Consider the following 12,600-nt stretch of genomic DNA (forward strand, 5'->3'; position numbering starts at 1 on the left):
CATGGCTTCGGGTCTCGTGTTTCCCAAGCACGTGGTGCTGGAGTTTATGATCGTGCTCCTTACGCTACTTGCCACGCTTCAGCTAACCTTTGCCCTCATGAGAGCCGCCTTTCTTGCCACGTCGGCGTCAGAGCGTCGTGGTCGCCTTCTTGGTGTGCTCTATGCCGTCTTTCTGTGCCTAGACTTTGTGGTGATGGCTGCGGTCTGCGTAAGCGGTGCCTATGGGGGCCCACTCCTTGTCCTTGAGTTCTTTAGTCTTCGGGCGCCGCTCATGGTACTGATGTGGGCGGTCGCGCCCTCCATGGCGGTGGCCTGTATGCAGGTGGCCCTCCTGCGGCGTCCTCTACTCCTGTGTGACGTGGTCGTGTTACTTGCGGTCCTGCCTCCTGTCGCCCAGGAGCTTGGCCCTCTCTGGCCCTTCGCCCTCATCCTTATGGTGGCCTACTTCGTTGGCAGGGGGGTAGGCGATGCAGGCGAGCTGCTGAGGCTGAGGAAGCTGGGTCTTACGCGCTTCTCGCCGGGAGAGGCGTTGAGCGTCGTAACCGAAGGCATGCTTTGTACCAGAGACGATGGTCGCGTCCTTTTCATGAACGATGCCATGCGCTCCTGTCTGGGGGAGCTTGGCCTCCCGCTCGACCTGGGAGACTTTCGAGACCTTTGGGAGAGGATCGTGAGCCTTGCTGCGGGAGGCGCACGCTCGGCAGACGGGGCCAAGCGTGGGGTAAGGATACGCATTAGCGCAGACGAGACGCGCTACTTCACCTGTGAGCCCCTCTCAACGAGACACAAGGGCAGGTGCATCATCGCCTATGACATAAGCGAGCGCGACCAGCTTGATCGCCGCCTTGAGCGAACGGGCAAGGGGCTCGAGCGTGCCGGGACGGAGCTTGCCGAGTCACTTCAACGCGTGCAGGAGGTGGCGCGCATACAGGCGAGCCTGCACATGCGCTCACGCGTGCATGACGTCATCGGCCAGCGTGTCTCCATCCTGCACCGCTGTCTTGAGGACGACCGGTTGCCCGACGAGACGGTGGCGACACTTGAGCCGCTGCTGGTGGGTATCCTAGACGACCTGCGCGTCCATGAGGCGGATGATCCCCAGGCCTCGCTCGCTGCCGTCATCGCCGCCTTCGAGCTGGTGGGTGTAAGGTTCTGCGTCACGGGATCGCTTCCGGCCGACGATGAAGTGGCGGGGCTCTTCGTACGCGTGATTCGGGAGGCCTCGACCAATGCCCTGCACCATGGGCAGGCGCACACCATCTGGCTTTCGATGGACCAGACGGCGCGCTCGGCACATCTCTCTGTGGAAAACGATGGTACGGTACCTGCCGCCGTGCGTGAGCGAGGGGGCATAGCCGGAATACGGCGACGTGTGGCGAACGCAGGAGGTTCCCTCTCCATCAACAGGGAGCCACGCTTCTCGATACATGTAGAGGTACCTCTCGCACGGTAGAAGGATGCCCCTGTGGCGGGTACCCGCGGGGCGAGGGCGGGGCGGGATGGAGCGCCACCTGCCTCCTTCCCTCGCGCGATAGTGCCCCGCAGATTCTGGGGCACTAAGGAGAGGAGCTCAACTGGGCAAACGTCCACAGGAAGGTACCCCGCAGATTCTGGGGCACTAAGGAGGCGGGGAGCCGGGGTCCTTGAGACGCACCCGACAATGCGCTCCGGTGATGCTTTGCGTCTCGACGCAAAAGTCCCACTCGTGGGACGGCGAGAACGACTATTTCCAGGGGTCCCTCTCGAAGAGTGGTTCGGGCGCAGCCGGGCGATCCGAGAAGGGATCGTACCCATCGTCGTCCTCGTTCTCGGCCCGCAGAAAGGACGCGTCGAGGGCGTCGATAGGACCCCACCCATCCGCTAGCCTGTGCTCGCGCTCGACAGCGACTGTGGGCGTAGGTGCAGGGATGACACGGCCGCCAGATGACGCCTGCCGCCTCGCGAGACGTCCCTCGCGCCCGGCAGTCTTGCCCCGGCCCGATAGCTTGTCACCTGTGGCCGCACGGCCCACGTGCAACTCCGCTCGCATGGGCTCAGGCGATCCCTTGGCCTGCTCACTTCGCATAGATGTCGGAAAAGGCAACAAAGCTGCAGAGGCTGCCATCATACTGGGAGAGGTCGAGGCTGCTATAGAGCGACTTTGGGGCAGCCGTCGCAGTGGCTCGAGTCGTGCCACCCTCGTTGGCGATGAGAACGGTCCAGTAGTAATCATCCATTTCGCCGTAGGCGCAGATGAACGAGGCGCTGCCGGACTGGGTGGGGTGCGAGGTCTGGGTAGGCTGCTGAGTGGTCGGGGCGCTCTGGGTTGACTGGGCAGGTTGGGCGGTGTGGGCAGACTGCGGGAGCTTCGCTGAGTGCTGGTCTACGACCTGCTTCTTGCCGGTAAATCCACAGAGGTTCATGATGGCCTGCACCGCAGAGTCCGAAAGTGAGCTGGCACCCGACGGCAGTTCGGACGTGGGGATGTCAAGACGTATGCCGCTGAATTTGGTGCCCTCGGAGAGGAGCTCCGAATCGGTAGAACCCTTGCCCGCATCATAGGAGCGCGAGAAGGGCTGCGGACTGAAGGTGATCGTACCCTTGCGCTCGGAGTTGTAGAGGGCCTCAAGGGCGTTGTTCGGGTCGATATAGTTGCCCTCGAGTATGAACTTCTGCTGAGACAAGAAGTTAGAGATGATCTTGGGATTGTAGGAGAAGTAATCCACCAAATGGTGGTAGTCGGCAGGCGACGACGCCGATATCTCGAGGTCAACCGTTGAGCCCGCCTTCACTTTGCTACCCGGCTCGGGGCTGCAGCTGACGACGACACCGAGGTCCTTATCAGACTTGACATACGTGACATTTGCCTTAAGCCCCGCTGCCTCGATGACCGAAAGCGCGCTCTTCTCCTTCTTACCAAGTACATAGGGAATGGTGTGAGACTGAGCGATGGTGAGCGTGATGGTGTCGTTCGAGCTAAAGTTGCTGCCGGCAGCAGGCTCCACGGCTATGACCGTGCCCGCAACCTCGCTTGAGGCCTGATAGGTGAGGGTGAAGTTCTGGGCTCCCACATCCTCTAGGGCGGCCTTTGCGTCATCGAGGGGCATGCCCGTCACGTCAGGAATCGTGCGAGCCACACCCACATGCAGCGTCACCTGGCTACCCACCGCAAGGCGGCTCCCGATGGCGGGATCGACGCTTATGACCTTGCCCACGCCATCATCGACACGCTCCTCAACGACGCTCACCGAAAAGCCCTTCTCCGTGAGCGTCGTGGTGGCCAGGCTCTGTGACTTGTTGACAACATCGGGAACGACCTTGCCACCCCAGAGCTCCGCGCCATAGGCCACGAATGCGCCAACGGCGATCATGGCTGCCGCCATGAACAGAAAGACTATGAGCGTACGTGCCTTACTGCGACTCTTACCCTCTCCTGGCACAACCTTGGAGCGCATGACCCTGCGTCCATGCCTGCCGTTTCCCCTCTCATCAACGTCGCCGGCGTCAACCGCGCCGCTCAGAGGCTGCTGGACGACACCGCCCACAAATCTTCCGAACACGTCCGTCGACATGTCCCCACCTTGGTTGCGAAGCTCCTCCGTCGGTATGGGGAGCAAAACCGCGTTGCCATGCGGCGCATCCGACCCTGCCGCCGAATCTGCCGTGGCATCCAAGTCGAGCGAGGGCACGGTATCGGACGCGGTCCCGGAGGCCATCTCGGCTGTGGGCTCCTCGGCCGCCTCGACACGGTCCGCTTCAATAGTGTCCTTAGGCGCGGCGTGAGCGGGCGTATGCGTTAAGGTGACCTCAACGGCAGGCCCGGGAGCCGCGTGAGCGGGCGTGGGGGTGGCGTCAAACTCGGGCGCGGCATGAGCGGGCGCGGGAACGGCGGCGTCCTCGAACTCGACATCGGTGTCTGACTCAGCGTTAGTGTTGGACTCAGCGTTAGTATCGGACTCAGTTTCAGGTACCGCAGCATGGGCGGGGCGATGCTTGGCTGACTCGGGCGCTTCTATGGGTTCTGCCTCCGCCACGGACTCGGGCGCGACATGAGCAGCATGGGCTGCGTGCGCGGGCGCGGCAATATCCTCGACCTCAGGCGCAGCCGCGAAATCAAGCGGAGCCGCATGTGCGGGAGTAGCAACAGACTCGGACTCCGGAGCGGGTCCGCCCGCATGTTTGGGTGCATGTGTGCCCTCTACCTCGTGCTCGACTCCTGGCACAGGATTCACCTGCCCCTCGGATGCCTCAGACGACTCGACCACGTCGTCGCGCTCCTCTGCTGCCATCAGAGTCCCTTCTGCCTGCGAGCTATATTGGATCACATGGCGTATGAACGAACGCCGCGCCATATCGTTCTCGCTGCTTCTTGGTCACAGAATGCAAGTTAGGATAGCATGCCTTGCCCCGTGGCGGGGCGCAGAGCCGCGAATGCCAAGAAAGACCGTCAAACCAACGGCACGGTTTCCGTGATCGCCATGTCGTACCCGACGGCCTTCTGGTACCCAAGCTGGCCCCCGTCGCTGGAAAACAGGCCGATGGCGATCGGAGCCACGAGTAGGCTGATCTTTGCGCTTTCGCCTAACCGTTAGCCCTGTGGTCATGCCATTAAGCGAAATAGGTGTAGTATCAGAGGGCGGGCCCACAGCCTGCGGAGAGGATAACCGTCACCTCTGGTCTCAAGCGTGAGCGAACAACCGAGCTTAGGCAGGCAACAATTATTCCGTTTGAGCAGCTACGTCCTATCGAAGAGGGATACTTTGACGCTGAAGTTATCGGTAAGGTTGCCCTTGTTGACTTTGAGCGCAAGAAGCTGCAACTACGTCCGAATGGTTCTACGAGACGCTTCCCAATTCAATACGACCCCGAAATCGAAGACCGTCTCATGGAGACTCGATATAAGCTCATGAGGGTTACATGCAAGGTTAAGTATAACGTCAATGGTGACATTGCTGAAATAGTCGATGCGGATGGCATTGAGGAACTCGAGCTAAGGCCGGTAGAAATCGAGTCGTTTATAGCCGATGGTGTAGAACATGTATTTCGGCATCCTATAACCGTAACGGTCGAGCTTGACGAGACCGGCCAAGTCTATCTGGGTCTTTTTGAGCTGCTTGATCTCTGCGTCTATGCTGAGCATCAAGACGAGTTGAGGAGAGAGATTCTTGATGACCTCGCATGGAGGTGGTCGGCTATAGCGATGGCATCCGAAGACGAACTTGCACCTGATGCCATCGCGGTTCGTAACGCCTTCCTCGACCTGGTAGTTGAGTAACATGCCATCGCTTAAGAAGGACATGGTGGTCCGTAACCTCATCAAAAAGGGTTTTGAACAGGATGAGAGAGACCACCTCTATCTTTGCTACGTTCGGTCCGACGGCCTAAGAACGTCCATCAGGACAAAGGTAAGTCACGGCTCCAAGAGCGATATCACGACTGGTTTGGTTTCTGCAATGGCCAGACAATGTCATATCACTACACAGCAGTTTAAGCAGCTTGCTGAATGCACGCTCGATCGCCAGCAATACGAGCAACTTCTCACGATTGGTGGACAGTTTTCGGCTCTTCGGGGGTTCGTGTGGGTTGACGCCTCGGCGAATCGCGTCGCAACAGCGTACACAAGTGCCCCACTCTGCAACCGGCGACTCACGTAAAGACGCACTCTGGGGTCTCGCTCTCACGTAAAAGCGCATTCTGCATGCGGGTGGTCGCGCAGAGTGCGCCTTTCCGTGAGGGTTCGCGCGCAGAGTGCGCTTTTCCGTGACGTCGCCCGTCCAAAATGCGCTTTTCCGTAGAGTGCGCTTTTCCTCACCTGCGCAAACGTGGAGCCACCTCACGCAAAGGCGCATTCTGCACAGACGGTCTCACGTAAAAGCGCAGTCTGCACCCGCCGCCTCACGGAAAAGCGCAGTCTGCACCGGCGACGCCACCGCGACGTGACCGAAGGGCGCACTCTGGGCGGGCGACGTCACGAAAGGCGCGTTCTGCATGCGAGTGGTGGTTGCGTCGAGAGGCCATTTTCGCCGATCTGTGTACACTCCTGCATACCCACGGCCGCTCTCGCGACAGGGCGGGTCCACGGGCCCCACGACATCGAAGGCCCCATGGCCCCCGTGATGCTCAGGTGCCCGGACCTGAGGTCCATGCCACCGGGGCGGTGACGCAACCACCCACGCGAGCTCACGAAGCCTCCATTTTTCACGCAGAAAAAGCAGGCCAGGCAGTTCATGCTCTGGCCTGCATATACTTTGGTAACCTGTACGAGGTTTAAATTCGTGGCCTTCGCCTCAAGAGGGGCACGTGCCTTGGCTTGTTCCTACTCGAAGCTATCCGGCTCGACGGGCGTGCCGTCGGGGTCAGAGACGCTGCCGGCGACCGAGCGATTGTCGCTCTTCTCGTCATCGCGCACCGCGACCAAGTGATCGCCCTCGCCCACGTCGATGCGCACGGTATCGCCCTCGTGTAGCTTGCCATCGATGATCAGGCCGGCCACGTTGTCCACGACCTGGCGCTGGATCAGGCGCTTGAGGGGGCGGGCGCCGTAAACCGGATCAAGGCCGTCGAGGGACAGAGACTGGATGGCAGCACCGGAGAGCTCAAGCGTGATGCGCTCGCGCGCCAGCCGCTTGCGAACGTCCTTGAGCTGGATGTCAACGATCTGCTCGATGTCCGCAAGACCCAGCGACTGGAAGACCACCACGTCATCGATCCGGTTCAGGAACTCGGGCTTGAAGGTCTGGCGCAACGCATCGTTCACGAGCTTCTGGACCTTCTCTGGGTCGCTCGTGGCATTGGCGCCGGCGATGAACTGCGAGCCCACGTTGCTGGTCATGATGATGATCGTGTTCTTGAAGCTCACGACGCGACCCTGGCCGTCGGTGAGACGTCCGTCATCAAGCACCTGCAGCAAGACGTTGAAGACGTCGGGATGGGCCTTCTCCATCTCGTCGAGCAGGATGACGCTGTAGGGCCTGCGGCGCACGGCCTCGGTGAGCTGGCCGCCCTCGTCGTAGCCCACGTATCCGGGGGGCGCGCCTATCAGGCGCTGCACGCTGAACTTCTCCATGTACTCGGACATGTCGATGCGCACGAGGGCCTTCTCGTCATCGAACAGGCACTCTGCCAGCGCCTTCGCAAGCTCCGTCTTGCCCACGCCGGTGGGACCCAAGAAGAAGAAGCTGCCGATGGGTCGGTTGGGATCAGAGAGACCCGCGCGGCTGCGGCGAACGGCTGCCGCCACGGCGCGCACGGCCTCGTTCTGGCCGATGACACGCTGATGCAGCTGCGCCTCTAGGTTCTGGAGCTTCTCGATCTCGCCTTGCATCATCTTTGACACGGGCACGCCCGTCCAGGTGGACACGACCTCGGCGATCTCCTCGGGTGTGACCTCCTCCTTGAGGATACCGCCCTCGTCCTGGCGCTGTGAGAGGTCCCTCTCTGCCTCATCGTACTGCCTCTGTAAGGTCGGGATCGTGGAGTAGCGCAGCTCCGAGGCACGGGCAAGGTCACCGTCGCGGATGGCGCGGTCCACCTCGGACTTCGCGTCCTCGATCTGGCCCTTGAGGTCCTGCACACGATCGACGGAGGCCTTCTCGTTTTGCCAGCTGGCCTTCATGCCGTCGAGCTTCTCCCGCGTGATCGCGATCTCGCCTTGCAGGGTGGCCAGACGCTCCTTTGAGGCCTCGTCGTCCTCCTTCATGAGGGCCTGTTCCTCTATCTGCATCTGGGTGAGCTGACGGTCCACGGCATCTATCTCGGCCGGCATGGAGTCAAGCTCCATGCGCAGGCGCGAGGCCGCCTCGTCCACGAGGTCGATGGCCTTGTCGGGCAGGAAGCGGTCGCTGATGTAGCGATTGGAGAGGTCTGCGGCGCTGACCAGCGCGGCATCGGTGATGCGCACGCGGTGGTGCTGCTCGTAGCGCTCCTTGAGACCACGCAGGATGGATACCGTGTCCTCCACGGTGGGCTCGCTCACGTACACCGTCTGGAAGCGGCGGGCAAGCGCCTGGTCCTTCTCTATGTACTTGCGGTACTCGTCGAGCGTGGTCGCACCGATGGCATGCAGCTCGCCGCGGGCCAGGGCGGGCTTCAGGATGTTGCCCGCGTCCATGGAGCCCTCGGTGGCACCGGCCCCGACGATGGTGTGCAGCTCGTCGATGAACAGGATGACCCGGCCGTCGGACTTCTTGACCTCCTTGAGCACGGACTTCAGACGATCCTCGAACTCGCCGCGGTACTTGGCGCCTGCTACGAGGGCACTCATGTCGAGCTCGATGATGTCCTTGTCCTTGATCGTCGAGGGAACGTCACCAGCTACGATGCGCTCGGCGAGCCCCTCGACGATGGCGGTCTTGCCCACGCCCGGCTCGCCGATGAGCACGGGGTTGTTCTTGGTGCGACGTGAGAGCACCTGGACGGTACGGCGAATCTCTTCGACACGGCCGATGACGGGATCGAGCTTGCCTTGGCGGGCGAGGTCGGTCACGTTGCGGCCGTATTGTTCCAGCGCGTCGAACTGGGTCTTCGCGTCCTGCGAGGTCACGCGCTCGTCTCCGCGCAGGTCGTTGAATGCCTCCTGGATTCGCTTGCCTGTGACGCCCGCACCCTTGAGGGCAGAGCCGGCGTCCCCCTTCTCGTCGGCGAGTGCGCAGAGCAAATGCTCGCTCGTGACGTAGGAGTCCCCCATCTTGCTCGCGAGCTTCTCGGCAGCATCGCCCACGCGGATGAACTCATTCGAGAAGTTCATCTGCGTCATGTCGCCCGTCACGTGCGGAGCGCGGGCTATAATGTCGTCTACCTGTGCCTCTACCTGCGCGGGGTCTGCCCCCACGCGCTCGATGATGGCGCGAAGGTTACGCTCCCCCGACGAGAGCAGGGCCTTGAGCAGGTGTATGGGCTTCACCTCGCCAGCCTCGGCGTCCGCCGCGATACTCAGTGACGCCTGCAGCGCCTCTTGCGCCGTCACCGCCCACTTATCAAATCTCATACATGCATCACCTCTCCTGTAGGGCGATCCGCACGACACGCCACCTGCATCTCTGCGTGGCGGCCGAGACGTACAGAGCAGCCCCTGTCTTTTCAGGAGATAGTATTCCCGATCTCCGTCATACTATGCATGATCTAAGTGTCTAAATATAAGATTTTCTAAGCTCTCTCTGCATATCCTAGGTATTACAGGGCGTCTGGTCTGCAGCAGCGAGCTCGCACTCAGTCTCATCGGGGTCACAGTTCACGTAAAAGCTGATGTTGGCAAGGATCTTCGTGTAGGGACCGGCGTGCTCATTTCTCACGTAGACGTCGTAGCTGCAGTCGTCAAAGGGGTTGAGGTCGGGTGCACGCAGCCTCTGTTCATCGGCCACCTCGTCGTGAAAGACGTCCGTCGCGCTGGCAAGGACGCACACCGTCTCAAAGAGGAGGTCGAGCATCTCCCCGTATGCACCCTCGCCCAACGCCCCGCCGTAGACGATGTCATCTTGCAGGTCCTGGTAGGACAGACCGTCACGGTGCTCATCCATGACGAACCAGATGCGCTCCCCCTTGAGGCTGACCCAGCCAAGCGAGGAAGAGGCGTACACCCGAAAGTCACCCTCCCGCCCGTTGAGGTAGAGGGTGATGGCGTCGCCCCTGTCAGCCTCATCCCTCGGGTCGAGCTCAAAGGACAAGAACCGGGAGACCTCGCTTCGCTGAAGTCTTCGCACGAGGCCATAGACCCTCAAGCGCAGCGAGCCTGGCTCCCGCCCCTTTGAGTCCTCGTCCTGTGACCAAGCCAAAGATCTCGTAGCGTTCGCGCAAGGCGAGGCAGAGGGGGTGCCGTGCGCCCACACCCAAGTGCCCGAAAGGGCGGGGCCATAGCGAAGTGCGAGCTTACGTGCATCCAACTCGCAGGAGCCGTCCTCCCTCGCCCAGTTGCCGCTGTACGGGGGCGTCATGGGCGGATTGGGAGGGCTCGACTGCCGCGTGCGATAACCAGAGAAGGACACGCAGGGTCGAAAGGAGAACGCAGGACCAAGCCGCAGCTCCCGCAGACTCGAGCAGCCAAAGAGCATGTAGGCCAGATCCTCCGCCCTCGACGTGTCCCAACCTGAAAGATCGAGCGAGGAGAGGGACGAGCAGCCAAAAAACGTATGGGACAGATCGGTCACCTTGGACGTGTCCCAACAAGAGACATCCAAGGCCAAGAGCGAGGAGCAGTTACAGAACGTCTCGTGCAGGTTTCTTAGCTTGGGCACGGTCCAGCCCGTGAGGTTAAGGGTGGAGAGCGAGTTGCAATCCTTGAACATGCTGGACATGTCCTCAACCCGTGACGTGTCCCAGCCCGAGAGGTCGAGCCGCTCGAGCGAGGAGCAGCCCTCGAACATGCTAGACATGTCCTCCACCTTAGACACGTCGAGGCCTGCAAGATCCATGCTCACACAGCTGTCAGAGTTCCAGAACAGAGTTTCTGCCCTGCCAATCAAGTGCACTGTCCCGAGCACTCGGACGGCATGGACCTTGTTCTGCGTGTGCCAAATGCCACGCGTAAACTGAGTAAAGACGCTTGTCCCACGCTTCTCTCCCTTTGCTGTTCCCTCCCTCTGTCCAGGGGCGGGAGCGATCCAGAAGGTACCATCCGCGTCGAGCCCACAGCGGCAGCTGTCCCATGCGGTCCACGTGGCGACGGCTGGCTCTTCGAGGGCTGCCGCGTCCGATCTCTTGGAAGACGCGCTCCCGCAGGGCATCTCGCACATCTCAGGACCTCCCACTCTTGCTTGGACGGACATCGCAGTTCACGTGGAAGGTGACGTTGGCGAGCGTCTTCGTGTAGGGCTCAGAATGGGTATTCCTCACGTAGACGTCGTAGCGGAAGTCATCAAAGGGGTTGAGGTCGCGGGCGTGCGCCCTCTTCTCGGCTACCGTCTCTGTATGGTAGACGTCAGTCGCACCAGCAAAGGAGCGCACCGTCTCAAAGAGGAGCGCAGCCACCTCAGAGGAGGTCACGCTCTCGATCGCACCCCCATAGACGATGCCACCTCGCAGATCCTGGTAGGTCAGCCTGTCCCTGAAGCTCTCCGTGACAAACCAGACGAGCTCATCTCTGCAATGGACCTGAGAAAACGGGGAGGCAATGCTCAGCCAGAAGTCCCCATCCAGTCCATTGAGGTAGGGGGAGGGAACACCTGGCCTCCCGCACCCAATCCCCCGCTCGGACGAGAAGGTCAAAAAGTTAGAAAAGTCGCTACACTCAAGCCTTTCTTCGAAGAAGATGAATTCCTTGCTGGAGAGGTCGATACCGTAGGAGGGCGGACGTTCCGCCTCTGGCACCTGGAGAACACCGACGCTCACTCCATAGCACACGATTCTTTCCGCACCTTCGTCCCTCTCGGGTGGCTCACCAACAGCCTGGGTATCCGTCGTCCGCACCCACGTGCCCGCAGGGGAGACTTCGCGCCCCTCTGCCAACTCGGCTGCCTTTATCCTATCTGCTCCATCCTCACGGACCCAATTGTTGTTATAGGAAATCCCCATTGAGGAGTCGGGAAGCTTGACCCAGGCGGTTTCCTCTTGAAGGAGGTAGGGCAGAAAGGGGCACCGGGGGCCAAGTCTCACCTCGCGCAGGCTCGAACACCCACGTAGCAGGTTGCCAAGATCCCTCTCGCCTGACATGTCCCAACCCGAGAGGTCAAGGGAGGTAAGGGACGCGCAGTCTGCGAACAGGCCGGACATCGTCCTTGCCCTGCGCACGTTCCAGCCCGAGACGTCAAGACACTTGAGGGAAGAACAGCTGCTAAACATGCTATACATCTCCTCCACCCCGGACATGTCCCAACCCGAGACGTCGAGGGAGGCGAGCGAGAAACAGTTCGAGAACATACCGGAAGTAACTGCCACCTGCGACATGTCCCAACCCGAGACGTCGAGGGAGGCGAGCGAATTGCAGTCCGAGAACATGTAGTCGGTAAACTTCACCCGTGACATGTCCCAACCTGACATATCGACGGAGACGAGCTTTCTGCAGGAGGAAAACATGCACGACATCCCCGCTACCCTCGATGTGTTCCAACCTGAGAGGTCAAGGGAGACGAGCGAGGAGCAGGTGCAGAACATGCGCACTGTAGAATACACCTTTGAGGTGTCCCAACCCAAAAGGTCGAGGTTCACAAGTCCCCTGCAGTCATTGAACACAGCCTCCATGGACCTCACCCCCGAGGTATCCCAACCCGAAAGATCAAGGGAGGTAAGGGATAGGCAGCGATAGAACATCCGGGTCATGTCCTGCAGCCCGGACGTGTCGAGTCCAGTAAGATCCATGTCCTTGCAGTGCGTAAGGCCCGCGAACATGCGGTTGGCATAGCCGACAAGGTGGACGGTGCCGAGCGCCTTTACGGATCGTATGTCCTTGGACCGGGATCGCCACGGAGCTCCATTGCCGTAGCTGGACTCTATCCATGTCTCGCCCTTTGGCAGGCTCTGCGCCGTTCCCTCCGTCCGACCTGCGGCAGGGGTGATCCAAAGCGTGCCTCCCGCGTCGATCCCCCAGCGGCAGCTGCCCCACGAGTGCCACCCGCCTACGATGGTGTCATTGATGGGCGCGGCGTCCTCTGAGGTGCGGGGGGCACCCTCGCACTGGCCCGTCTTGTCCAT

Annotated in this window: 7 protein-coding genes; 2 read left to right on the top strand and 5 right to left on the bottom strand. The window is 61.0% G+C overall.

The window, feature by feature from the left end; translation table 11 throughout:
* Position 1: 1 nt before the first annotated feature.
* On the top strand, positions 2-1,453 hold the full coding sequence (locus ADJ70_RS11965; protein ID WP_157051532.1) for a sensor histidine kinase: 1,452 nt from the start codon (positions 2-4) through the stop codon (positions 1,451-1,453).
* A 270-nt stretch (positions 1,454-1,723) separates the two neighbouring features.
* Here ADJ70_RS11965 and ADJ70_RS11970 read toward each other — a convergent pair whose 3' ends face one another.
* A complete protein-coding gene (locus ADJ70_RS11970; protein WP_050341720.1) occupies positions 1,724-2,029 on the bottom strand; it encodes a hypothetical protein in 306 nt (101 codons plus the stop codon).
* Between the two features lie 25 nt (positions 2,030-2,054).
* Positions 2,055-4,268 carry a PASTA domain-containing protein gene (locus ADJ70_RS11975; protein WP_050341722.1) on the bottom strand — a complete coding sequence of 738 codons (2,214 nt, stop codon included), beginning with the start codon at positions 4,266-4,268 and terminating at the stop codon, positions 2,055-2,057.
* Positions 4,269-4,864: 596 nt separating this feature from the next.
* Between ADJ70_RS11975 and ADJ70_RS11980 the strand changes: the two genes are divergently transcribed.
* Entirely contained in the window at positions 4,865-5,254 is a 390-nt protein-coding gene (locus tag ADJ70_RS11980; protein ID WP_050341724.1) for a hypothetical protein, read from the top strand.
* Between the two features lie 1,041 nt (positions 5,255-6,295).
* On the opposite strand, the gene clpB is transcribed toward ADJ70_RS11980, so the two are convergent.
* From clpB to ADJ70_RS12000, 3 genes are all read right to left on the bottom strand, one after another.
* Complete coding sequence (gene clpB, locus ADJ70_RS11990) at positions 6,296-8,965, bottom strand: ATP-dependent chaperone ClpB (RefSeq protein ID WP_050341728.1); 2,670 nt, start codon at positions 8,963-8,965, stop codon at positions 6,296-6,298.
* Between the two features lie 178 nt (positions 8,966-9,143).
* A complete protein-coding gene (locus tag ADJ70_RS11995) occupies positions 9,144-10,739 on the bottom strand; it encodes a BspA family leucine-rich repeat surface protein (RefSeq protein ID WP_083444010.1) in 1,596 nt (531 codons plus the stop codon).
* A complete protein-coding gene (locus ADJ70_RS12000) occupies positions 10,708-12,600 on the bottom strand; it encodes a BspA family leucine-rich repeat surface protein (protein WP_050341732.1) in 1,893 nt (630 codons plus the stop codon). Before ADJ70_RS12000 ends, ADJ70_RS11995 begins: the two co-directional genes overlap by 32 nt.

The organism is Olsenella sp. oral taxon 807 (assembly GCF_001189515.2).
Taxonomy (GTDB): Bacteria; Actinomycetota; Coriobacteriia; order Coriobacteriales; family Atopobiaceae; genus Olsenella_F.

Coding starts and splice junctions, on each gene's coding strand:
- ADJ70_RS11980 (WP_050341724.1), top strand. CDS start 4,865: ATGGAGACTCGATATAAGCTCATGAGGGTTACATGCAAGGTTAAGTAT.
- ADJ70_RS12000 (WP_050341732.1), bottom strand. CDS start 12,600: ATGGACAAGACGGGCCAGTGCGAGGGTGCCCCCCGCACCTCAGAGGAC.
- ADJ70_RS11965 (WP_157051532.1), top strand. CDS start 2: ATGGCTTCGGGTCTCGTGTTTCCCAAGCACGTGGTGCTGGAGTTTATG.
- clpB (WP_050341728.1), bottom strand. CDS start 8,965: ATGAGATTTGATAAGTGGGCGGTGACGGCGCAAGAGGCGCTGCAGGCG.
- ADJ70_RS11970 (WP_050341720.1), bottom strand. CDS start 2,029: ATGCGAGCGGAGTTGCACGTGGGCCGTGCGGCCACAGGTGACAAGCTA.
- ADJ70_RS11975 (WP_050341722.1), bottom strand. CDS start 4,268: ATGGCAGCAGAGGAGCGCGACGACGTGGTCGAGTCGTCTGAGGCATCC.
- ADJ70_RS11995 (WP_083444010.1), bottom strand. CDS start 10,739: ATGTCCGTCCAAGCAAGAGTGGGAGGTCCTGAGATGTGCGAGATGCCC.